18 protein-coding genes are annotated in these 23,200 nt (G+C 71.9%); 9 read left to right on the top strand and 9 right to left on the bottom strand.

The window, feature by feature from the left end; translation table 11 throughout:
• Positions 1-20: 20 nt before the first annotated feature.
• Both WME97_RS07000 and WME97_RS06995 read right to left on the bottom strand, forming a co-directional pair.
• Positions 21-410: a tautomerase family protein gene (locus WME97_RS07000; protein ID WP_437550482.1), complete on the bottom strand. Its 390-nt coding sequence runs from the start codon at positions 408-410 to the stop codon at positions 21-23.
• A 32-nt stretch (positions 411-442) separates the two neighbouring features.
• On the bottom strand, positions 443-2,389 hold the full coding sequence (locus tag WME97_RS06995) for a D-glucuronyl C5-epimerase family protein (protein ID WP_437550480.1): 1,947 nt from the start codon (positions 2,387-2,389) through the stop codon (positions 443-445).
• A gap of 170 nt (positions 2,390-2,559) precedes the next feature.
• Here WME97_RS06995 and WME97_RS06990 point away from each other — a divergent pair, with 170 nt between their 5' ends.
• The 4 genes from WME97_RS06990 (at position 2,560) to WME97_RS06975 (ending at position 7,947) form a co-directional block, all read left to right on the top strand.
• The gene (locus WME97_RS06990; RefSeq protein WP_437550478.1) at positions 2,560-3,726 is read left to right on the top strand and encodes an RtcB family protein; all 1,167 of its coding nucleotides are present in this window, start codon (positions 2,560-2,562) and stop codon (positions 3,724-3,726) included.
• Between the two features lie 145 nt (positions 3,727-3,871).
• Positions 3,872-5,653 (top strand): Rieske 2Fe-2S domain-containing protein, encoded by a 1,782-nt coding sequence (locus tag WME97_RS06985; protein ID WP_437550476.1) that lies wholly within the window; start codon positions 3,872-3,874, stop codon positions 5,651-5,653.
• An 81-nt stretch (positions 5,654-5,734) separates the two neighbouring features.
• Entirely contained in the window at positions 5,735-6,622 is an 888-nt protein-coding gene (locus tag WME97_RS06980; protein WP_437550474.1) for a serine/threonine-protein kinase, read from the top strand.
• Positions 6,623-6,627: 5 nt separating this feature from the next.
• Entirely contained in the window at positions 6,628-7,947 is a 1,320-nt protein-coding gene (locus WME97_RS06975; RefSeq protein ID WP_437550472.1) for a GNAT family N-acetyltransferase, read from the top strand.
• Between the two features lie 9 nt (positions 7,948-7,956).
• Here WME97_RS06975 and glgX read toward each other — a convergent pair whose 3' ends face one another.
• Together glgX and WME97_RS06965 are read right to left on the bottom strand one after the other, a co-directional pair.
• A complete protein-coding gene (gene glgX / locus WME97_RS06970) occupies positions 7,957-10,086 on the bottom strand; it encodes a glycogen debranching protein GlgX (protein WP_437550470.1) in 2,130 nt (709 codons plus the stop codon).
• A gap of 82 nt (positions 10,087-10,168) precedes the next feature.
• Entirely contained in the window at positions 10,169-10,420 is a 252-nt protein-coding gene (locus tag WME97_RS06965; protein ID WP_437550468.1) for a hypothetical protein, read from the bottom strand.
• Positions 10,421-11,038: 618 nt separating this feature from the next.
• On the opposite strand from WME97_RS06965, the gene WME97_RS06960 reads away from it, so the two are divergent.
• Positions 11,039-12,172, top strand: coding sequence for a hypothetical protein (locus tag WME97_RS06960; RefSeq protein WP_437550466.1), 1,134 nt, complete (start codon positions 11,039-11,041; stop codon positions 12,170-12,172).
• A gap of 123 nt (positions 12,173-12,295) precedes the next feature.
• On the opposite strand, the gene WME97_RS06955 is transcribed toward WME97_RS06960, so the two are convergent.
• Complete coding sequence (locus tag WME97_RS06955; RefSeq protein ID WP_437550464.1) at positions 12,296-13,489, bottom strand: glycosyltransferase family 4 protein; 1,194 nt, start codon at positions 13,487-13,489, stop codon at positions 12,296-12,298.
• A gap of 14 nt (positions 13,490-13,503) precedes the next feature.
• Positions 13,504-14,583, bottom strand: coding sequence for a glycosyltransferase family 4 protein (locus WME97_RS06950; protein WP_437550462.1), 1,080 nt, complete (start codon positions 14,581-14,583; stop codon positions 13,504-13,506).
• A gap of 260 nt (positions 14,584-14,843) precedes the next feature.
• Here WME97_RS06950 and WME97_RS06945 point away from each other — a divergent pair, with 260 nt between their 5' ends.
• The 4 genes from WME97_RS06945 to WME97_RS06930 all read left to right on the top strand — a co-directional run bounded on the left by WME97_RS06945 (position 14,844) and on the right by WME97_RS06930 (position 19,213).
• The gene (locus tag WME97_RS06945; protein WP_437550460.1) at positions 14,844-15,740 is read left to right on the top strand and encodes a hypothetical protein; all 897 of its coding nucleotides are present in this window, start codon (positions 14,844-14,846) and stop codon (positions 15,738-15,740) included.
• A 78-nt stretch (positions 15,741-15,818) separates the two neighbouring features.
• Positions 15,819-16,901: a nucleotidyltransferase domain-containing protein gene (locus WME97_RS06940; RefSeq protein WP_437550458.1), complete on the top strand. Its 1,083-nt coding sequence runs from the start codon at positions 15,819-15,821 to the stop codon at positions 16,899-16,901.
• Between the two features lie 28 nt (positions 16,902-16,929).
• On the top strand, positions 16,930-17,646 hold the full coding sequence (locus WME97_RS06935) for a hypothetical protein (RefSeq protein ID WP_437550456.1): 717 nt from the start codon (positions 16,930-16,932) through the stop codon (positions 17,644-17,646).
• Positions 17,647-17,821: 175 nt separating this feature from the next.
• On the top strand, positions 17,822-19,213 hold the full coding sequence (locus tag WME97_RS06930; protein ID WP_437550454.1) for an ATP-binding protein: 1,392 nt from the start codon (positions 17,822-17,824) through the stop codon (positions 19,211-19,213).
• Positions 19,214-19,253: 40 nt separating this feature from the next.
• On the opposite strand, the gene WME97_RS06925 is transcribed toward WME97_RS06930, so the two are convergent.
• The 3 genes from WME97_RS06925 to WME97_RS06915 all read right to left on the bottom strand — a co-directional run bounded on the left by WME97_RS06925 (position 19,254) and on the right by WME97_RS06915 (position 23,190).
• Positions 19,254-20,522, bottom strand: a complete 1,269-nt coding sequence (locus WME97_RS06925) for a glycoside hydrolase family 113 (RefSeq protein WP_437550452.1) — start codon at positions 20,520-20,522, stop codon at positions 19,254-19,256.
• A gap of 52 nt (positions 20,523-20,574) precedes the next feature.
• Positions 20,575-22,587, bottom strand: coding sequence for a serine/threonine-protein kinase (locus WME97_RS06920; protein WP_437550450.1), 2,013 nt, complete (start codon positions 22,585-22,587; stop codon positions 20,575-20,577).
• Positions 22,588-22,869: 282 nt separating this feature from the next.
• On the bottom strand, positions 22,870-23,190 hold the full coding sequence (locus WME97_RS06915; protein ID WP_437550448.1) for a transcriptional regulator: 321 nt from the start codon (positions 23,188-23,190) through the stop codon (positions 22,870-22,872).
• Between the last annotated feature and the right edge of the window lie 10 nt (positions 23,191-23,200).

Below are 23,200 nucleotides of genomic sequence, written 5' to 3'. Positions count from 1 at the left end.
GAGCCGCGCCGGCGCCGGACCTAGAGGTTGATCTTGTAGTTCAGCTTGACCTCGTCGCCGTGCATCCCGCGAAACCCCCAGTCGTGGGCGGGCGACTCCGAGATACAGATCTCGATGTCCTGGTGGTCGATCCCGACCTCGTCCCGGATCTTGTCGAACAGGAGCCGCACGAGCTTCTTCTTCGTCTCGACGCTGCGCCCGGTGATCATCGAGATCTCGATGATCGTATAGGCGTCGGTGCGCCCGCCCGGCGCCAGCATGTCCTCGCGCTCCATCGGGAAGAAGCGATGCGCCCGCTTGTCCTGCGGCATCTGCAGCGCCTCCATGACGCAGGCGTGGATCACCCTGGACAGGGCCTCCTTCACCGGATTGAGCTTCTCCTTGATTCCGTAGATCTTCACCTGAGCCATGGGGAGTTCTCCTGGAACAACGTCAATTCGCTTCAGTCGTCCGCGTCCTCGCCCTTCGGCCCGGACTGCCCCGCGGCGGCCTCCTCGCCCTCGTCCTCGGGGAGCCCCGCGTCCGCCGCGCCCGGCGCCTCCGCCGCGAGCGCCATCCGCTCGGCGAGGGGCCGCTCGGGCAGCGTGAGCAGCGGGCCGTCGCCGAGCTCGCCGATCATGTTGAGGTACGCGTTCATCGCGTGGCACACCGAGTCGGTGCGCACATAACGATCCCTGACGCTCCAGAACACCCCGCCCGCGGCCGCCTGCGGGTTCTTCACCACGAACGAGCTCTCCGGACCGTAGGTGTACTGCAAGAGCAACCGGATCGCGGCGACCACCGCGTCCTTGTACCGATCGCAGCCCTCCGTGCCCTTCTTCCGGCAATGGTGGTACACCTCCGACATCACCTCGGCGAGCCAGCCGCTCCCGCTGCTCGACAGCGAGCGCTGCCAGCGGCCGTAGCGGTAGGCGTCCTCGGGCCTGCGCCACTGCCGCTTCACGAGGTCGTCGGCGCAGCGGAAGACGGTCTGCTCGGCGCGCTGGCCGCCGCCGGCCTTCGCGAAGTCGAGGAGCGACTGGACCGCCCACGAGCTCGAGATCGGGTTGGGCTTCCTGTAATCGTCGCCGAGGAAACACCCCTTCTCCGCGATCCTGGCGAGCAGGTAGTCCGCGGTCCGGGCCGCGGCGTCGAGGTACTTCTTGTTGTTCGTGGCGCGGTAGGTGCGCGACAGCGCGGAGAGGACCTGCCCCGTGTAGAGCGTCGAGTCCTTGCCCTGGACCTTCCACGCCCCGCCCTCCTGCCCGGTCAGGGCCGAGCGCACGCTGCCGTCCGGCCGCTGCATCGAGATCAGCCACTCGGCCGCGAGCACGGCGGACTCGAGGTACCTCTTGTCCTTCGTGACGCCGTGGAGCTCGAGGAGCGTGAAGATCGACTTGGACGCCGTGCCGACGACCAGCCGGCGCTCGGGCCGCTCGCGCTCCAGGTCGAACGCATAGAAGAAGCCGCCGGCCGTGCGATCGCGCGCCTCGCGGCTCTGCATGCCCATCATGAAGCCGGCGGCCTCCGTCGCCAGCCGCAGCAGGCGCTCGTCGGGCTTGTAGGCGTGCAGCTTCAGCAGCGTCAGCGCCGTGGACGCGGTGTAGATCGTGTGCAGCTCGCGCTCGAACCGGTCCGCGGGGGCGTGGTAGTACTTGTGAACCCCCTTGTGCTGCGGATCGATGACGCGCAGGAGATAACCTTTGCCCTCCTCGATGCGCCGCGCGAGGAGGGGCTTGTCGAGGACGCGCACCGGCACGAGCCCCTCGACGAGCTCGACGCCCTTCCCCGGGCGCTCGACGCTCTCCACCATCGACTCGTGATGATCCGGAAGCTCCACGACCAGCCGCGCGCCCGCGAGCGCGCTCGTCATCGCCGCCGCGCCGCCCGCCGCGGCCACCGCCCTGCGCGCGGCGTCCTTCAGCGCGACGCAGAGCCCCGCGTCCGACGCCTCCCCTCGGGCGATCTGCTTCCCCTCCTGAAAGCCCATCACGACAGCGCGGAAGGGGCGTTTGGACGAGAGGGCGAGATCGCACGTCACCTTGTCACCACCCGCTGCCACCTGACGGACGAAGGCCATGGCGCGATCGCGGAAGGTGCCATTGTCGAGCTCGGCGCCCGCGCCGTCGCCCTCCGGGGCCTGGATCGCCGGATCGGGCACCCGGGGTAGGTTCGCCGCGATCTGGGCCGCGAAGCGGTCGTCGCCAGCGGGCAGGGCGCGCGGTCGACGTTCCGCACCTTCCGCACCTTCCCCCCCTTCCGCGACGCTGGCCGTCGCGGACGCCGCGGCGGCGGGCTTCCCGGCCGCAGGGTCCTCGCTCGGCTTGCAGCCGTCACAGCCGCTCGTGACCCCACACGACAGAGCGAAGGCCGCCAGGGTTGCGATGGAGAGCGCGCGAGCAGACGGCATGAACAAGGACCCCGGAAGCAGCGATTTCGACGCGTATCAAGAACCCAGAAGCCCCGCAAGGCCGAACGGGGTAGCCGCCCGCCTCGCGCTCGCCCGCACGCGCCCCTCGCGATTCGCCCGCACGCGCCCCTCGCTGTTCGCCTGCGTGCGCCCCGCGCTATTGTGCCCGCATGGGACCCGCGCAGATCAAGGGCAAGAACGTGGACATCAAGCTGTGGACCCGGCCGGACGAGGTCGAGGCCATCGCGCTGGAGCAGCTGCGGAACATCAGCGCCCTGCCCTGGGTGTTCCACCACGTCGCCGCCATGCCCGACGTCCACTTCGGCAAGGGCGCGACCGTCGGCTCGGTCATCGCGATGCGGGACGCTGTCGCGCCGGCCGCCGTCGGCGTCGACATCGGCTGCGGGATGGGCGCGCTCCGCACGAACCTGACCGCGGCCGATCTGCCCGACGACCTCCGGCGGATCCGCAGCGACCTCGAGCGGGCGATCCCCGTCGGGTTCGCCTCCCACGACGCCCCGCCGGCGGGGTTCGAGCGCCTCGCGCTCTGGGACGAGTTCGCGAGCCTGAGCCCGAAGGTCCAGGGGCTGTTCACGCGGGCGCGCTGTCAGCTCGGCACGCTGGGGGGCGGCAACCACTTCATCGAGCTCTGCCTCGACACGGACGGCGGCGTGTGGCTGATGCTCCACTCCGGCTCTCGCAACATCGGCAAGGAGCTCGCCGAGATCCACATCGCCACGGCGAAGAAGCTCGCCCACAACCGCGACCTGCCCGATCGGGATCTCGCGGTGTTCCTCGCCGGCACCCCGGAGATGAAGGCCTACCGGCACGACCTCTTCTGGGCGCAGCGGTACGCGCGGACGAACCGCGAGGCCATGTTCCACCTCGCCGAAGGCGTCCTGCGCCGGCACTTCCCCGAGCTCGCGATCCAGGAAGCCATCACTTGCCATCACAACTACGTGGCAGAAGAGTGTCATTTCGGTGAAGACGTGCTGGTGACGCGCAAGGGCGCGATCCGAGCGGGCAAGGGCGAGCTTGGCATCATCCCCGGCTCGATGGGCACGCGCTCGTACATCGTGCGCGGCCTCGGCAACCCCGAGGCGTTCGAGAGCGCCTCGCATGGCGCGGGGCGCAAGATGAGCCGCGGCGAGGCGAAGCGGCGCTTCACGGTCAACGACCTGGCCGCGCAGACGGCCGGGGTCGAGTGCCGCAAGGACGGCGGCGTCCTCGACGAGATCCCCTCCGCCTACAAGCCGATCGAGCGCGTCATGGAAGACCAGCGCGATCTCGTGGAGGTCGTCGCCGAGCTGCGGCAGGTCCTCTGCGTGAAAGGGTGAGCGGCCGGCGCGGGTCCGGACAGGGAACTTCTCGCGGCGGCCCCGTTCGTGGCCCCTCCCCGCCCCGCCCTCGGCTACGATGCGCGTCGCTCTCACGACGCGCGCCGCGTACCCACCGCGGCGCGCGCCGCGGCGCAAAGAAGCCATGAAGTCGGACTGGATCGATCTGGGCCCCCTCTCCGAATTTCCGGCGGAGGCGCCCGTGCTGCGCAAGGACGACACGGGGCGGCGCTTCGCCTGCGTCCTCCGTGGCGGCGAGGTCCACGCGCTCGACGATCGCTGCCCGCACCAGGGCTACCCGCTGTCGCAGGGCGCGCTGCGCGGCGGCGTGCTGACCTGCGCGTGGCACAACTGGAAGTTCGAGCTCGCCTCGGGCGCCTGCATGTTCGGCGGCGAGCCCGTGCGGCGCTACGCCACCCGCATCGACGGCGGGCGCGTGCAGCTCAACCGGGCCGTCGACACAGCGGCCGAGGTGCGGCGCCTCGTCGCCGGCCTGCGCGAGGCGATCCTGCGCGACGAGCCGGCGCGCGCGCTGCGCGAGGGCCTCCGGCTGGGCGCGCTCGGGCTCCACCGGGGCGAGACCGGCCTGGGCAGCCTGCACCTCGCGTTCGAGGTGCTCGCCAGGGACGGGGCGGAGCGCGCCGAGTACGGCTTCGACCACGGCCTCGCCCTGCTCGCGGATCTCTGCGCCTGGGTCGAGCGCGGCAGGATCCCGGCCGAGGAGGCGTTCGTGGTCGCCGCCCACGCGATCGGCGAGGCGTCGGCTCGGCTGGGCCCCCGCGGCAAGGGCCCCGGCAAGGTGGGGGCCCGCTCGCCCCTCGCGCGCATCGCCGACTTCGAGCTCGACGAGCCGGCGAAGGTGAGCGAGGCGCTCGCGGCGGAGCGCCGCGACGAGGCCGAGGCGCGGATGCGCGAGCTCGTCGAGATCCGCGGCACCGCCGGCGCGCGCCGCGCGCTCATGCCCTTCGTCGCGCAGCACCTGTACGACTACGGGCACGGCGCCATCTTCCTCTCGAAGGCGCTCGAGCTGGCCGAGCGGTTCTCGTCCGCCGCCGACGAGGTCCTCGCCGCCTCCACGGTGCAGCTCGCCTGGGCGACCGCCGACACCAGCCTGCCCCCCTTCACCGCGACGCGCGCCGCGCTCGCGCGCCTCGCCGATCTGCCCCTGCCCGGCCCCGACGGCGCCGCAGAGGCCACGCGCCAGGACGCCGCGCCGCTCGAGGGCGCAGAGCGCGCCGCCTTCGAGGCCGAGGTGCTCGCGGGAGAGCAGCCGGCCGTCGAGGCGACCGTGCGCTGGCTCGCGCGCGGCGCCGGGCCGCTCGCGCTGCTCGGCGCGATCGGCCACGCCGCCGCCGTCCGCCTCGCGCGCTTCGACTCGGCCTGGGAAGCGCGCCTCGACGCCGAGGTCGGGGTGCTCGACGTCACCCACGCCGTCACCTTCGCGGAGGCGGCGGCGGCGCTCGGGCGCGAGGCCCTCCCGCGCGAGGCCGCGCAGCTCGCGGTGCTCGCGGCCGGCTTCGTCGGCAAGCTCCGCAAGGCGGACGCCGCCGCGCCGCACGCGTCCGCTACGGCTACTACCCGCGCGCGAGGCGGCGGGCTGCTCCAGGCGGTGGAGGCGCGCGACGTCGGCGCGGCGCTCGCGATCGCGCGGGAGCTCGACGCCGCGGGTCGCCGGCGCGCGTTCGCCGAGCTCGCCCCCTTCGCCGCGTTCGACGCCGCGGTGAGGCCCATCTTCACGGCGCACGCCGTCAAGACGCTCGAGGCGCTGGAGCGGCTCGAGTCGTCCGATCCTCAGCCCGACGGCGCGTACCTCGCGGCGCTGCTCACCCACGTCGTCCCCGTCCGGCGGGAGCTCTCCGCGCGCCGGATCGCGGCTGTGGCCAAGAAGTTCATGTCCGATGGGCGACCACCCGATGGGCTGTATTGAGCCGCCCGCCCGCCCGCCCGCCCGGTCGACAGAGACCAGAGAGACGTGCACTGGTGCGAGCATCATTCATACTGACTGTCTATGCGGCTTGAGCCTGGATCCCATGTAGCGCCGCACCTGACGCTCGACACCCTCCTCCGGATGGGAGGCGTCGGCAGCATCTGGACGGCGCATCACCTCGGGCTCGGCAAGGAGGTCGCCGTCAAGTTCATCTCTGCGTCGCTCGCGACCGACGCGACCGCGGTCGCCCGGTTCCACCGCGAAGGCGCGCTCATGGTGAGGATCAAGAGCCCTCACGTGGCCGAGGTGTACGAGCACGGCGTCGCCGCCAACGGCCTCTCGTACATCGTGATGGAGCTGCTGCGGGGCGAGGAGCTGTCCGACCGGCTAGCGCGCGCCGGGCGCCTCCCCCTGGAGGAGACGCTCGCGCTCGTCTCGCAGCTCTGCACGGGGCTCACCGCGGCGCACAAGCTCGGCGTCATTCACCGGGACATCACGCCAGAGCACGTCTTCCTCGCCGACACCGGCGGAGGCATCTGCGTCAAGCTGCTCGATTTCGGGGTGGCCAGGGGGGATGTCGACCCGGATGGGACCACGCTGACGAACACGGGCGCGGTGGTCGGCAGCCTCGTTTATATGAGCCCGGAGCAGTTCTTCAACCCGAAGCTGGTCGACGGCCGCTCGGATCTCTGGTCCGTGGGCATCATGGCGTACCACGCGCTCACCGGCGCGCCGCCGTTCGAGCAGAAGGGGATCGAGGCCCTCCTCGGCGCCATCCGGCTCGGCACCTTCTCGCCTCCGAGCCAGCGTTGCGCCGAGATCACGCCCGCCCTCGACGCGTGGTTCGTCAGGGCGCTTGCCCGTGAGCCGTCCGGCCGCTTCGGATCGGCCGAGGAGATGTCCGAAGCGCTTCGCCGGGCCGCCGCCGGGCCGCCGGGCCCAGGGAGCGCGCTTCCCAGGGTAGATTGACCGGCATGGCGCGCACCCGCACCCCGAGCCGTTCCAACCATGAGCTCGTGTTTCGCAGCGCCCGCAAGGGCGAGGAGGGCACCCTCGCGACGGTCGCCTACCGCGCGTTCCAGGCGGGTGATCCAGAGGCGTGGCTGCGGTATTTCACCGAGCACGCGCACCTCGCCCTCGACAACGTGATCGTCGCGGAGACCGACGGCCAGCTCGTCGGGTACGTCGCCTCGCTCGACCTGACGATGAGCTTCGCGGGCGCGGACGTGCCGTTCCAGGGCCTCTCGTCCGTGGCGGTGCTGCCGGAGTTTCGCCGCCGGGGCATCGCGGATCGGCTCGTCCGCGAGAGCCTCCGCCGCATGCGCCGCCGGGGCGAGGCGCTCACGCTGCTCCACCCTTTCCGGCTCTCGTTCTACCGGCGGTTCGGCTTCGGCGTCTGCGAGCTCCGGGACGTCGTGCGCACCTCCCCCGATCGGCTCCCGGACTCGGTGCTGCGCCGCCACGTGCGGGCCTTCTCCCGCCCGCGGGACGAGCCGCTCATCAAGCAGGCCTACGACGTCGCGCGGGCCGAGACGACGGGGCAGCTGAAGCGGAGCGACTACTGGTGGGACGTGCGCGTCTTCAAGCGCTCTCCGAGCGGCGCCGTCTACGTGGATCCGGGCTCCAAGGCGATCGCCGGCTACCTGTTCTTCGACGTCCCGGAGGGCGGCGCCTACGGCGCCCAGCAGCTGCTCGTCCGCGAGCTCCACGCGCCGACGCCGGGCGCTTACCGCGGGCTCATCGGCTTCCTCGGCGCGCTCGGCGATCAGTACGAGGTCGTGGAGCTGGCGCTCCCGCGCGGTCAGGGCGCGCCGCTGCTCGACGAGCCCGGCGTCCGCGACGAGCCGATCGTGTACGAGACGGCGGCCCGGCACCCCGGCCTGTGCCCGCCCGCGCACACGGCGCAGCGCCGCAGCGTCCTCGGCCTGACGGCGGCGGGCGCGATGGGGCGCATCGTCGACGTCGCCGCCGCGCTCGCGCTTCACCCGTCGCCGCGGAAGCACGGCGTCCGCGGCGCCATCGGCGTCGACGTCGAGGACCCGGTGTTCACGGACGCGCCGCGCGCCTTCGACGTCACCTTCGCGGCGCGCGGCGTCCAGACGGCCCCCGGCAGCACCGCGGGCGATCGCCTCTCGCTCTCCATCGAGCGGCTCACGCAGATCTATTTCGGCGCCTCCTCGGCGCGCGATCTCCTGAGCCAGGGCTTCGTGGTGGGCAGCGCCAAGGCGGCCGCCCTCCTCGACGCCGCCTTCGCCGGCCCCCCGCTCTTCCTCGGCGCCTTCAACGCCTTCTGAGCGCCCCGCTCAGGCGCCGCGCCGACCGCGGAGGAAGAGCTTGAGCGAGCGCGACGCCAGCGCCGTCTCTTCGCCGCCTCTCCGCGTCTCGACGGCGGCGTCGTCCTGGGTGTCCACGAGGAGCTGCCACGGCCTGGGATCATCGGAGAAGGGGAGGAGGAAGCTCAGGTCGCACGGCGACGCGTTGAGCAGCAGGACGAAGTCGTCGTCGATCAGCCGATCGCCCTCCTCGTCCACGTCGTCGAGCCCCTCCCCCGACAGGAACACGCCGAGGCACTGCGTGAACGGGTTCGACCAGTCCTCGTCGGTCATGAGCTCTCCGTCCGGGCGATACCACTGGATATCGTAGGTCTTGCCGCCGCGGATCGGGCGCCCCTTGAAGAAGATCGAGCGCCTGAGCGCCGGATGCTCGTGCCGGATGCGGAGGCATTTGCGCGTGAACTCCAGCATCGCCCGCGACGCCTCGTCCCAGCCCCACGGCTGCCACGTGAGCGGGCTGTCCTGGCAGTACCCGTTGTTGTTCCCCTCCTGCGTGCGCCCCCGCTCGTCCCCGTGGAGGAGCATCGGAGTCCCCTGCGAGAACAGGAGCGACGCCATGATGTTCCGCGTTTGCCGTGCCCGCAGCTTCAGGATCTCGGGGTCGTCGGTCGGCCCCTCGACGCCGCAGTTCCACGAGCGGTTGTCGTCGGCGCCGTCGCAGCCCCCCTCCCCGTTCGCCTCGTTGTGCTTTTCGTTGTACGAGACGAGATCCGCCAGGGTGAAGCCGTCGTGTGCGGTGACGAAGTTGATGCTCGTGTACGGCTTTCGCCCGCTGTTCTCGTAGAGATCGCTGCTCCCCGTGAGCCGGAACCCGAGATCGGAGGCGATGCCGCCCGAGCCGCGCCAGAAGTCGCGCAGCGTGTCCCGATAACGACCGTTCCACTCGGCCCAGCGCACCGGAAAATTGCCCACCTGGTAGCCGCCGGGGCCCACGTCCCAGGGCTCGGCGATGAGCTTCACCTGGCTGAGCACCGGGTCCTGGTGGATGATCGTGAAGAAGCTCGAGAGCTGGTCGACGTCGTGGAGGCCGCGCGCCAGCGCCGCCGCGAGGTCGAAGCGGAACCCGTCCACGTGCATCTCGAGGACCCAGTACCGCAAGGAGTCCATGATCAGCTGGAGCGTCTGCGGGTGACGCACGTTGAGGGTGTTCCCCGTGCCCGTGTAGTCGAAATAATAGCGCTCGTTGCCAGGGACGAGGCGGTAGTAGGTCGGGTTGTCGATGCCGCGCAGGCTCAGCGTCGGGCCCAGGTGGTTGCCCTCCGCCGTGTGGTTGTAGACGACATCGAGGATGACCTCGATGCCGGCGGCGTGGAGCGCCTTCACCATCTCCTTGAACTGCCTCACCTCCGACGCCACCTCGGCGCCGGCGCGGTACCCGACGTCCGGCGCGAAGAAGCCTATCGAGTGGTATCCCCAGTAGTTCCGGAGCCCCTTGTCGAGCAGGAATTTCTCGTGCACGAAGGCGTGCACGGGCAGGAGCTCGATGGCCGTGATGCCGAGATACCGCAGGTATCCGATCATGGCCGGGTGGGCGATGCCAAGGTAGGTCCCGCGGAGATCCTCCGGGATCTCCGGGTGCTGCATCGTCATGCCGCGGACGTGCGCCTCGTAGATGACGCTGCGGTGGAACGGCACGTACGGGCGCCGATCTCCACCCCAGTCGAAGGACGGGTCGATGACGACGCCGAGCGGGGCGCCGAGCGCCTCCCCCTCGGCCATGGCGAGGTCGCCGTCGGGCTCACCGCTCCGGTGGGCGAACGCGCCCGCGTCCCACTGGACCCGCGAGGCGAGCGCCTTCGCGTACGGATCGAGCAGGCGCACCCGCGGGTTGAAGCGCAACCCCCGCTCCGGCGCCCACGGGCCGTGCACGCGATACGCGTATTTCTGCCCCGGCCCGACCTCCGGCACGTAGACGTGCCAGACGAGGGAGGTGCGGTGACGGACCGGCAGGCGTTGCTCGTTCCCCTCGTCGTCGACGAGGCACAGGTCCACCGCCTCGGCGTTCTCCGAGAAGAGGGCGAACTGCGTTCCAGCGCCGTCCCATGTCGCGCCGAGGGGGTACGGATCCCCGGGGCGCATTCCTTTGCGCTTGTAGCTCATGCTGGTCTCGATTTGCCGATCCACGGCCGGGGCGCGGCGCCCCCTTCGGGGCCTCGTCGCCCCGGCCGGCGTGCTCGCGCGGCTAGGCGACGTGAGCGCGCCGGCTGCCCATGGCGTCGGTCACGACGTCCGCGACGCTCCGTGCCATCCCCTCCGCGATGCGGAGCGCCTGGGCCTGATCGCCCTCCGGAGTGCACATCCTGAGGCGCTCGATCATGTCCACGAGCCGCCGGGCTAGCTCGCACGCTTCGGCCATCGAAGCTGGTGACTCGACGGAGGCCCTCCGCGGGAGGGAGACCATCTCTTCGCTCGGCGTCATCGCGGTTGACATCATGCCTGGCTCCTTGTCGGTGATGGCTACGGTTCGAACCCCCCAGAGCAGGCGTCGTGCCAGCGCGCTTCCCGTAGGGATGCTCACCGCAGACACAACGGTAGGTGCTCCGCCGACAGACTGGGCGGCACAAACCGCCACAGGTGGGGCGATTTGTCCCCCTCACGGCGACCGTCGCTCGGCAAAGCAAGGCGGCGCACCGAACAGCCAGGCGCAAAAATTGAAGACACGATGCATGCCGTAAGGGTTCGCTGCACGGTGGCTGTTCGGGACGGCCGTTCGGGCTCTGCTGGGGTGTGCTCGAGCTTCCATGGCCTCTGCGCCCCCTTGCCGAGGGCGGGCGAGCCGGGCCGCGGGCGCTCGCTGCTTGCGGGGCGAGGACGGCGTCGCGCGCGCCTCGCGGGGGACGAGCGTAGCGAGCACGATCACGACGCCCGCCTTGTCACGCGCGCCGTCCGGGAGGCAGGTGGGCGGCGCTCCGCGCGGCGTCGCGTGAGACCGCGAGGAGATCTTGATCGCTGCGCGGCCCCGAGGCGGCTATGGCTACGCCCGGGGGGGCCAGGTTAGTATCCGTCCCGCCGCGGCGGCCGCCGGTCCAACGCGTCGCGGTCGAGAGAGCTCATGATCGGAACACTCCAGGCGAAGATCCAGTATCTCAAGAACAAGAACCTTCACAACTGGCTCGGCGGCTACGCCCGGCAGAGGATCGAGAACGCCCGTGCTCCGCGCCCACTCGGCCCGCGGCACCTGCTCTTCGCGGTCTGCGATCACTGGGAGCCAGGGTGGGAGAACGCCACACCGGAGGTCGGCGACGCGCGGGTGAGGGCGTGGTCGAAGGGGTATCCCGAGATGGCCGGCGCGTACCGCGACGCGGACGGCCACCATCCGCGTCACAGCTTCTTCTTTCCGGGGGAGCAGTACACGCCCGGGTGGCTCGACGCGCTGGCGGACCTCACGCGCCGCGGCTTCGGCGAGGTGGAGCTGCACCTGCACCACCACAATGACACGGAGGAGAACCTGCGCGCGGACATCCTCAGGTACCTGGACATCCTGGGGAAGCACGGGCATTTCTCGCGCGACCCGGACGGGCGCATGCGTTACGGGTTCATCCACGGCAACTGGTGTCTGGCGAACTCCGGGCGGGACTCGCGGAACTGCGGAGTCGACGCGGAGCTCCCGCTCCTCTTCGAGACGGGCTGCTATGCTGACTACACGTTCCCGTCGGCCCCCGACGAGTCGCAGCACTCCATCGTGAACCAGATCTACTGGCCGACGGGCAACCTGGCGCGCCGGAGCGCCCACGCCGTGGGCGCGCGAGCCAAGGTCGGCGAGGTGCTGGAGGACCGGATCCTGATGATCGAGGGCCCGCTCGCGCTCGCGCTGACGCGCCGGGGAAGCCGGGTGCGGATGCGGATGGAGTACGGCGCGCTCCAGGCGGTCGATCCGCCGACGCCGGACCGGGTGAAGACGTGGGTGGATCAGAACATCCATATCGAGGGGAGGCCCGAGTGGGTGTTCGTGAAGGTCTACACGCACGGCGCCCCCGAGGACCAGGCGGCGTCGCTGCTCGGCGCCGGGGGCCACGAGCTGCACCGGGAGCTCACCACCCGTTACAACGATGGCAAGGAGTGGGTGCTCCACTACGTGACCGCCCGGGAGATGTACAATATCGCGATCGCCGCGCTCGAGGGGAAGACAGGCAATCCCGGTGACTACAGGGATCACCGCCTGAAGCCGCCGCCCTGCGCGAGCTGACCGTTCATCCCTGAGGCCTCCCCTCAAGTTCTTCGGGAAATTCACAGGGAGACGGGGAGACGGGGAGGGAAATTTTCGAATACTCCCCGTCTCCCCGCCTCCCTGTTCAATTCCCCCGTTGAATCAGCCCGGCCCGCGACTGCGGTGCTCGCCGAGGACCTCTTTCAGGAGCGCGTGATAGCGCTCCCCCACGACGTCCCATGACAGCGCCCCCACGCTGCCCCGCAGCGCCTCCGGCTCCCACGCCGTATCCAGCGCTCGCGCCAGCGCGGCCCCGAGCGCCCCGGGATCGCCTGGGGGGACGAGGAGGCCATTGCCCCCGTTCCCGTCGCGGACGAGCTCCGGCACTCCGCCGACCCGGGTTCCGACGACGGGGCGGCCCGAGGCGAGCGCCTCCAGGACGACGTTCGGGCAGCCCTCGCGGCGGCTCGGCAGGCAGAACACGTCGCACGCGGCCATGTAGTCCGGGATCTCCACGGGCAGCGCCCAGCCGAACAGCCGCACGCGATCGCCCAGGCCGAGCGCGCTCACCTTCGCGCGCAGCGGCTCGAGCAGCTCGCCACCGCCCACCATCATCAGGTGAATGTCGCGGCGGCCCGCCCGGTCGAGGTGCGCCATCGCCTCCACGAGGACGTCCACGCCCTTCTCGGGCACGTGATAACCGGCGTACAGCACCACCTTCGCGTCCGCCGGGACGCCGAAGCGCCGCCGCGGCTCGGCCCGATCCCGGATCGCGAACCGCGCGCCGTCGACCGCGTTGAGCTGCACCACGACGCGCTCCCGCGGCACCCCGAGCTCCACCAGGCGCTCCCCGAGCGCCCCGCTCACCGCGACCACCCGGGCGCAGCGCTGGAGCGCCGGCGCGATCTGCGCCCGCAGCGCGGCGTTCCTCGGCTGCTCGTTGATGTCGCTGCCGAGCACCGTCGTGACGACCGGCACCCCCGCCTCCCGCGCGAACGCCTCCGCGGCGACGGTATCGGGATAAGCCCAGGCGGCCAGGATCGCGTCGTACGGAAACTCGCGCCGCAGCCCCGCCATTGTGCGCCCGAGCGATGCCCGGAGCGCCCGCGCGTGCAGGCTCGGCAGCCCCGGCACCGACCAGTACGTGGGGAACAGCGCGTCGATGCCGGTGTGCGCCTCGCGCGTGCCGCCGAAGAGCTCCCCCGACGCCCCGCGCGCGCGCGTCCACCAGGGGATCGGGGCCACGAGTCGGAGCTCGCAGCGGCGCGCGAGCGCCCTGTACGTGTGATAGCTGTACGGCGCCATCGTCGGCAGCCGCGTGGAAGGGTAATGATGGGTGAAGACGAGTATCTTCATCGCGCGCTCGCCTGTCACGTGAGGCGGAAATAGAGTTGCTCGTATTTGCGCGTCATCTTCTCGAACGAGAAGTCGTCGCGCACCCGCGCGTGCCCCGCCTCGCCGAGCCGCCGCCTCAGCGCCGGATCGCTCGCGAGCCGCTCGATCGCGTCCGCGAGCGCGTCGTGCCCGTCCACCGGGACGATCAGGCCGTGCTCCTCGTGCCGCACCACCTCCGGGACCCCGCCGACCGGCGTCACCACGACAGGCAGGCTGCGCGCCATGGCCTCGAGGACGGCGAGCGGCAGCCCCTCGTCGCGCGAGGGCAGCGTGAAGAAATCGGCGGCGACGAGCAGATCGGGCACGTCCTTGCGGAAGCCGAGGAAGCGCGCCTCGGCGCCGTGGACCCCGAGCTCCCTCGCGAGCCCATGGATGCGATCGCGCTCGTCGCCGTCGCCGACGACGAGCACCGCGACCGAGACGCCCCGCTCCCGGAGCCGCGCGAGCGCCCGCAGCAGCACGTCGTGCGCCTTCACCGGGTGGAACGCGGCGGGCATGATGCCGAGGAACACGTCCGGGCCGAAGCCGAGCTCGGCGCGCACCTCGTCGCGCGTCCGCTTGGCCGGGGTGATGTCGATCCCGTTGTGGATGACAGAGATGCTGCTGGCCACGCCGACCGCGCCGCTCTTGTCGGCCGTGTCCTGCGAGCAGCCGACGACAGCGTCCGTTTCACGCCACTCGAAGCGCGACGGAACGCGGATGATCCCGCGCGTCTGGGCATGATCGGTGAAGACGAGCCGCGCGCGCGTAAGGAGCTTTCCGATCGTGGCGTAATGGAGCGCAGTGGGGTTGTGCGCGTGGACGACGTGCGGGCGGGAGCGCGCGAAGGAGAGGGCCGCGTGCGCGAGCCGCGTGGGGAGGCGCCCGCCCAGCACCGTGGTCGGCAGCGCCCGCTGCCGCGCCAGCTCCGCGAGCGGCCCGCCGCGCAGCGCGACGATGGAGGCGTCGTGGCCGTGGCGCCGCTGCGCCTCGGCGAGGCGCAGCACGAAATGCTCCATACCACCGCCGTTGAGGCTGCTCACGACATGGACGATCCGCAGCGACGAATTCCCCATGAAGGCTTGCTACCCGAATCGGGTCCCCTGTTGAAGCGCAAACCGCACCCAGCATCACCCGCGCTGCCAAACGCCCACCCGAAACGCAGGCGGCCGTGGCGTCTGGCGCGCGTCCACGTTCGTCCACGCGCGTTGGCGCGCGTCGCCGCTCGCCGACGCGCGTCGACGCACGCGCCCAAGGTCGCTGGATCAGCGTACCACCTCGCCTCGCCGTCACCTCACCTTTTGATTTGCCGAACGGAAGCGGCTACTAGACGGGCATGAACCCTGAGCTTCGGCGCGCCCTTGACGAAGGCATGCGCCGCGTGCCCGGCATGGACGCCGCGACGAGGCTGCTCGCCGTGCGGCTCGAGACGGTCAAAGCGCTCCTCGCGCGCCGGCTCGCAGAGAACCCGCTCCCCGTGCCCGACGCCGTGACCCCGAGCGACATCCCATCCGTCGCCGAGCTTGGCCCGGGGGACAGGGTGCTCGCGGAGCTCGATCAGGACGGCTTCGCCTTCGCGGTCCACCCGGCCGACGTCGCCTTCTTCAACCGGCGGAGCCAGAAGATGCCGCGCCTGCGTTACCGGCTGCACATCGTGCTGCGCGGCGGCTACGTCTGCGTCCGCAAGCGCTTCGTCGGACAGCCGCAGAACGCGCCGCTCCAGGCGCACCTCTTCGCCCTGCTCGGTCTCTTCTTCTACAACGAAGCAGCCGCGCTCTTCCGCCTGCGCGACCTCCCCAGCGTCCCGAGGATTCGCGATCTCAGCCTCGCCACGCGCACCCTTTACCTCGACTACGTGCGCGGACGGACGCTGCAACATCAGGTCGCCGAGCGCGGGGAGAAGGTGCTCGACATCGACCTCGCGCCGCTCGGGCAGCTGTTCGATCCAGACCGCGACCGGCGGGAGATCGAGGCGTTCGCGAGCGGCGGCGGCGCCGCCTACCGCGGCCGGATCGAGGAGATCGTCCGGGCGATGAACGCGCGCGGCGTCGCGCCGCTCGACGTCAAGCTCGGCAACGTGCTCATCGGCGAGAAGACGGGCGCCCTGTACTGGATCGATTTCGAGCGAGCCGCGCTCGAGGGCACCCCCCGCTACCGCGATCGCCTCGACGAGCACCATGACCTCGTGAACCGGTGGTTCGGGCTCGCGCTCTCCGGCGACGGCGGGGCGTGAGGCGAGCGGCGCGACGCGGCGCGCTGCCATCCGCTGCGGTGGGCTCGATGAACGGCTCCCGCGATCGAGGGTGTATCGATGACGAGAGATGAAGGCGCGGCGCCGCGGAGCGCCATCGAGCGGATCGGCGAGAAGGCGGGGCGATCGTGGCCGAGCATCGAGGCGGCCGCGCGGCTCTCGACGGAGACCCGGGCGCGGCTCGCGGCGCTGCTCCGCGAGCAGATCCCCTGCGATACGAGCGTCGTGGTCTTCGGCTCGCTGGCGCGGGGCGAGTACACGACCGGCAGCGATCTCGACTGGACGCTGCTCATCGACGGTCAGGCCGACGAGGGGCATTTCAGCCAGGTCCAGGCCATCACGAGGATCCTGAAGGAAGCGAAGTTCCATGAGCCGGGCCCGACGGGCGTGTTCGGCAACGTGGCCTTCAGCCACCCGATCCTCCACCAGATCGGCGGGCAGGAGGACACGAACAAGAACACGACCCAGCGCATCCTGCTGCTCCTGGAGTCGCTCGCGATCGGCCAGCCGGACGCCCACGAGCGGGTGCTCAGGCTCGTGCTCTCGCGGTACGTCGAGGACGACCGCGGGCTGCGCTACGGCAGCAAGCGCGAGATCCTCCCGATGTTCCTCCTCAACGACATCGTCCGGTACTGGCGCACGGTCGCCGTCGATTTCGTCTACAAGCAGCGGGAGCGCAGCTCGGGCTGGGCGCTCCGCAACGCGAAGCTCAGGATGTCGCGGAAGCTCATCTTCGTGAGCGGGCTCCTCACTTGCTTCGGCTTCGAGCTGTTCTGCAAGGATCGGACGACGTTGACCGACGACGGTGAGCGGCTCTCGACGCCCGCGCTCGTGCGCTTCCTGCGAGAGCGCATCCGGGTGACGCCCCTGGAGAGCCTGGCCGAGGTGCTGCTCCGGCCCTCGATCTCGGCGGAGACGGCGCGCACGCTGTTCGACAGCTACGACGCGTTCCTCGCGCTCCTCTCGAACGAGGAGGAGCGCGGCCGACTGAAGCAGCTGCCGCTGGACGATCAGCTGGGCAGCGACCCGACCTTCAAGCGGGTGCGGGACATCGCGCGTGAGTTCCAGGGCGGGCTCGACCGGCTCTTCTTCAAGGAAGACGACGAGCTCCGCAAGCTCCTCCAGACCTATGGGGTGTTCTGATGCTCCTCCAGACCTATGGGGTGTTCTGATGCGACCCGTGGGCTACTCGACAGGGGCGCTCGCCCTCAGCGACGTCGAGCGGGCGCTCTCGATGCTCGAGGGGAGCTCGGCGACCGCCGTGGAGCTCTCCGCGCTGCGGATCTCGGAGCTCAAGCCGCTGCTCCGGCTCCTCGGCTCGCTCGATCTGTCGCGGTACGACCACGTCTCGTTCCACGCTCCGAGCCGCTTCGACGCGGCGGAGGAGCGCGCCGTCGCCGACGCCATGGCGGAGGTGGCCGCGCTTGGATGGCTGATCGTCCTCCACCCCGACACCCTCCATGATCTCGGCGCCTTCCGGCAGCTCGGCGGCTTCCTCGCGATCGAGAACATGGATAAGCGAAAGCGGACAGGCCGCACCGTGGAGGAGCTCGGGCCCTTCTTCGACGCGCTGCCGGACGCGTCGTTCTGTTTCGATATCGGCCATGCGCACCAGGTCGATCGCACGATGACCGAGGCCCATTTCCTCGTGCGGGAGCACAGGACACGGCTGAAGCAGCTCCACGTGAGCGAGGTGAACGCGGGGAGCCGCCACGGCGGCCTGAGCCAGAGCGCGGCGCACGCGTTCCAGCGGATCGCGGCCCAGGTGCCCGATGACGCGGCGCTGATCCTGGAGGCCCCGGCGTCGCCCGCGGAGATCGAGCGGCAGATGGCCATCGCGCGGACGGCGCTGTCGATCCCGAACGGCCTGGAAAACACGCGCGCCTGAGGCTGCGCGCTGCGCAGCCTCGACGGGAGCCGCGCCGCGCCTGAAGCGCCGCATTCGTCCGCCTCCCCGGCGGCTCCGGGAGCTCCGGATTGCCCGGCGGACGGGCCGCGCGCGCTCGCGGCGCTACGCTTCCGCTCGTTCCCGGCGCGACCTGGGCCGGAACCGGGGGACGACGATGAAGCTGAAGACGCTCGCGGCAGCGAGCACCGCATGGCTCGCCGCCCTCGCGCTGCTGACGGCGAGCGGGTTCACGCTCAGCGCCACGTACATGACCCGCGAGGTCACGTGCCTCTTCAACATCGTCCGGGAGGTGCGGTCCATCACGCAGCTGGAGGTCCACCTTCTCTCCCACGAGCGCGAGAGCGCCCGCGTCGCGCTGGCCCATCTCCCCGAGCACGTCGGCGCGCGCGACGCGGCCAGGCGCGAGCTCTCCAGGTGGCTCGAGGACGCCCGCGAGCAACCGGTCACCGCGGAGAGCGCCAGCGTCTTCGAGGAGGCCGAGCGGGAGATCGAGCGCTACCTCGCCACGCACACGCAGGAGCACCGGCAGGCCGGGGCGTCCCACGATGAGGTCGACCGTACGTTCGCCGCGCTCGAGCGGCTGCTCGCCACCCGGCTCGCCGAGGCGCGGATCGCCCGGCAGCGCGTCGACGAGGTGCACAGGCTCTCGGAGATCGTGAGCCTCGGGGCCGCCGGGATGCTGCTCGCCGGCGTCCTGCTCGCGCTCTGGCAGCTGCGCAGGTGCGTCTATCGCCCGCTCCTCTCGATCCGCGCCGCGATCGACCGCTACGGGGCCGGCTCGCACGACGCCCGCGCGCCCCAGGGCGGGCTCGACGAGCTGCGCGAGATCGCCGTCGCGTTCAACGAGATGGCCGCCGCGCTGGCCGAGCAGCGCAAGAGGCAGCTCGGGATCCTCGCGAGCGTCGCGCACGACCTGCGCAACCCGCTCGCCGCGCTGAAGCTCACCGTCGACGGCCTCCGGCCGGATCGGCCCCTCCCCCACGAGGAGCGGCTCCGGTCGATGCTCACCCGCATCGGGAAGGAGGCCGCGCGCTGCGATCGGATGCTCACGGACCTCATGGACATCGCGCGGATCGAGGGCGGCGAGCTCGAGCTGCGCCGCGAGACCCGGGACGCGCGCGAGCTCGCCCGCGACGTCGTGGAGCTCTATCGCCCGACCGCGACCGCGCACGAGCTCGGGCTGTCGCTCCCCGACGAGCCCGTCCCGCTGTGCTGCGACCCGATCCGGATCGAGCAGGTGCTCAACAACCTGGTCGCGAACGCCATCAAGTACTCACCTGCGGGCGGCGCCGTGCAGGTGACCGTCGCGCGGGTAGGCGCCGAGGTCTCCATCGCTGTCTCGGACCGCGGGGTGGGGATCGCGGCCGACGATCAGCGACGGCTGTTCGAGCGCTACTTCCGCGCCCCGTCGTCGAGCGGCGTGGCCCCGGGCGTCGGCCTCGGCCTGTGGGCCGCGCTCCGCATCGCCGAGGCGCACGGCGGGCGCATCGAGGTGACGAGCACCGCAGGCAGGGGCTCGACCTTCACCCTCCGCCTGCCGTCATGAGCGCATCGTCCCGCAAGGAGCGGCTCGTCCGCTTGTCCGGCTACGGGAACAGGCCCCCGGGCTCGTCGGGATCGAGCTCCCAGCCGAAGAGCCCCGGGGTGCGGGCGCGGTGTCTGCCGAGCGCGTCGCCGGGCAGCCGGGGGCCGTCGGCGGCCCAGCGGGCGGCGAAGGCGTCGCGCAGCACGAGCTCCGCGAGCTTGCCCCTCGGCGAGAAGCCCCACTCGGCCTCCTGCGAGACGTCGTCCGGATCGGCGTAGAGCCGCCAGACGAAGAAGCCGGCGCACGTGCGCGCGTCGAGGAACGGCGCGATCACCGCGGCGTAGGCCTCGGCTTGCGAGCGCTGGTCGACCACCACGCCCTTCATGCGGTCGGGCCACTCCCACGGGCGCACGGCGGGATCGCGCCGCGTGGTGTAGCCGATCTCCGTCAGCAGGATCGGCTTGCCCCACGCGCGCGCCACGGCGTCCACCCCGGCCGCCACCTTGCGCCCGCCGCGCAGGAGCTCCTCGAACGACGCGCCCTCGCGCTCCGCCAGCGGGTAGAACGCGTTGATGCCGATGAGGTCGAGCGCGTCGAAGATCAGCGTGTGCTCGACGTCGTCCCAGTTCGCCGAGTAGGTGAGCAGCCCCGGGTACACGCGGCGCACCGCCTCGATGATCGGCAGGAAGCTCGCCGCCCGCGGCGTCGTCACCCAGCTCCGCAGCTCGACGCCCACGCTGAGCATCTCCGCGCCTCCCTCGCGCGCGACCGCGGCCCACGTGAGCAGGAACCGGCGGTACGACTCGGCCCAGCGCGCCCAGCCGGCGTCGTCCCCGGGGTCGATCAGGGCCCGCCACTCGCCGCTCTCGACCCAGAGGTGCGGGACGAGCAGCACCTTGAGCCCGCGCGCGTGCGCCTGCGCGATCGCCGCGAGCACGTTGCGCCGGTTCTCCTCGAACGGCGCCTCGAAGACGAGATCGACGCCCGTGCCCTTGCCGTCCCACACGCGGCCGAACGGGGTCAGGCTGACCCACGTCGCGCCCATGGCGACCGCCTCATCCATCGCCCGCCCGCTCGCCGCGGTGCCGTAGCCGCGGCCCGGGTGCCGCAGGTTCTCGATCGGCCCGATCGTCACGCCGCGCACGCCGCCCCAGCCCGACACGGCCCACCCCGCCGCGCCGTACGGCAGGTGCTCCGGCGCGATCCGCGGCGCCTGCTGCGCGGCCTGCGGCGCGGCGCTCGCAGGGCGCAGAGGAGCGCCGACCGCCGCCGCCGACACGGCAAGCGCGGCGCCCGCCGCGCGGGCGAGCGCGTAACCTGCTCGACTCATCCCTGACACGGGCCGCCTTATACCAGGCAGGCGGACCGCCGGGCCGCGGACGTCACCCGCCGTCGCTCGCCTGAGGTCGCTGCGCGCCGTCGCCCTCCGCGGGTTGCTGCGGCGCGCGCGCGCCCTCGGCGGGCTGCGCCGGCCCGACCGCGCCCTCCTCGGGCCGCGGCGGCTCGCGCCGGGACGCGTCGCGCTCTTGCCGGGCGCGGGTGGTCGCCTCACGCCACGCCCGCTCGCGCTCGAGCTTCTCGCGCCGCCGCCGCCGCTCGCGCTCGACCTCGTCGTAGATGACCTCGGGGCGCCGCGCGTCGAGACGGGCCCCTCGCGCTTGCGCCACCCGCGGCGCCTCGCTGTCCGGGCCCACGGCGCTCGCGGGAACCAGCTCGGCCGCCGGGGGCTCGGCCGCCGGGGGCTCGGGCGAGGGCTCCGGCGCGGCAGGTGCGGCCGCGCTCGATCGCCTCTCCACCACCGACGAGCGCGCCTCCTGGACCGCGCGCTTCGCCAGCCCCTTCGCCGCAGGCAGCGCGCTCCCGCCGCCGTCGAGCGTGCGCATCTGCACGAGCCACACGCCCCCGATCCCCGCGAGCATCCCGAACAGCGCGAACGCGATCGCGAGCCGCCGGGGCCACGGCGACGGCCCCCGGCGCACCACCGTGAGCCGCTCCGCATCGGACTCGGCCAGCGCACGCGCCGCGAGCACCGGCGTGACGCGAGGCGCCGCGCCGTCGCTGACGCGGTGCACGACCTTGCGGCCGAGCGGAACGGGCGTGTCCTCGGCGGTCGGCGGCTTCCCTGGCCCGCCCGCCTGAAGATCGGAGCGGCGCTCCGGCGGGCTCAGCGTCAGGACCGGCGGGGGCGGAGTCCGGCTCGCCCGGAGCTGATCGCCGCCGTCCCACGCCGCCCCCGCGTGCGACACCAGCGTGACGTCGGACAGACGGCCTGCGGGAGATTCCCACTTGGCCGTCGTCTCGAGGTCGCTCATGAGATCGTCGGGCGACATCCTCGGCAGGTCCGCCAGCGTGTCGGCCTCCCACTCGTCCGCGGCGACCGGAGCAGGCGTCGCCATGCGGACGGTCTCGTCCGCCCGGAGCGCCTCCCACACGCGCTCGGCCGCGTCCTCCGCGCCCTCGCCCCCGAAGCGCGCGAGCGCGAACGCGAGCTTCGCGACGTCCGAGGGGCGCGCCTCCGGGTCCTTGGCGAGGCAGCGCAGCAGGAGGGCCCGCAGCTCCGGGGGCTCGACGCCCGCCGGAAAGGGCGCGGGCGGCTCGGTCAGGACCTTGGTGCAGATCTCGAGCTCGGTCGGCGCATCGAACGGGCTCGCCCCGCAGAGCAGCGCGTAGGCGACCGCGCCGATCGACCAGATGTCGGCGCGCTCGTCGATGCCGCCCGCCGACCGCATCTGCTCCGGCGCCATGAAGAGCAGCGACGTCCGCATGGCGCCCGAGGCGGCGTTCGGCCCCTCGCTCTCGACGCCGCAGGCGACGGCCGACACCCCGAAGTCGAGGACCTTCACGCTCGGGGCGCCGTCGCCGAAGCTGAGAAAGAGGTTCTCGGGCTTGATGTCCCGGTGGAGGATCCCGATGCCGTGCGCCTCGGCGACCGCCTCGCAGATCTGCAGGAGGTACTTCACTGCCTCCCTGACCCGGATCGGCCCGCGGCGCCGCAGGTAGCTCGTGACGTCGGAGCCCTCCAGGTACTCGCTGACCACGAACGGCGCGCCACCTTCGACCCCGACGTCGAGGATCCGCGCGACGTACCTGCCCTTGAGCGCGCGCGCGGCGCGGGCGCCCCGGAGCAGCCGATCGACGGCGTGCCTGTTCTCGACGAGCCTCGGATCGACGCGCTTGAGCGCGACGCGCTGGCCCGACAGGCGATCGGTGGCGAGCTGGACGACGCCCACGCCGCCGGCGCCGATCCGGGTCTCCACCGCGTACCTGCCGGCGACGATCTCTTGCCACCCCGGGCCGCCCTCGGCCGCCCGCGGCGCACGTCCAGCGTCGGTCCACGCGTCGGTCCGCTCCCGTGCGGCCGCGCGATCCTCTTCTCTGGGCTTCAGCGACGTCAACGCACTGCCTCGGTGTGTGTCCGCGAGCTCCGCGGACAGAGTCAAAGCCTGTCCCATGAATAACAGATTCAGAGTGCTGCTATCGCGTCCATGACGTGTCGTCTAGTGACACGCGGGCACGAAAATGTCCGTTCTTCACGCATTTGGGCGCGGCTGACTGGCCGGCCAGCTGGCCGGCCGGCCGGCCTGCAGCCATCTCCATCAGCGGCATCCGCGGCTACTGTCATGCGCCATCGAGCCATGGACATCGCTTCCATGCGTGCCACGTGCCAGCCACGCGGCTCACGGCGGGAGCCCCAATGCGAGCGCGACCAGGTAATCGACGCCGCTCAGGATCAGGACGAGCGCTGCGGCGGACGCCGCGCCGAGCCCGAGCGCCTTCAGCGCGCGGAAGCGCGCTGTTCCGTGTGTTCCACGCGCCCCCGGCCGCCCGTGCTGGACGCCGCGCGTGACCCAGCACCACCCGAGCATGGACAGCGGGCCGAACGCATAGAGGGCCGCGCCCCAGGTCGCTCCGTTCCAGCAAGCGGCGCGCTGCTCGGGCGTGAGCCGCCGTCGGTCCCAGCGCTGCAGCGCGAACGGTAGCGCTATACCGAGGACCATCTGGAGCGCG

The organism is Sorangium sp. So ce367, assembly GCF_051520455.1.
Classification (GTDB): domain Bacteria; phylum Myxococcota_A; class Polyangia; order Polyangiales; family Polyangiaceae; genus Sorangium; species Sorangium cellulosum_B.
Note: the sequence above shows the minus strand (reverse complement) of the source record. Positions and strands in the feature narration are given on the sequence as shown.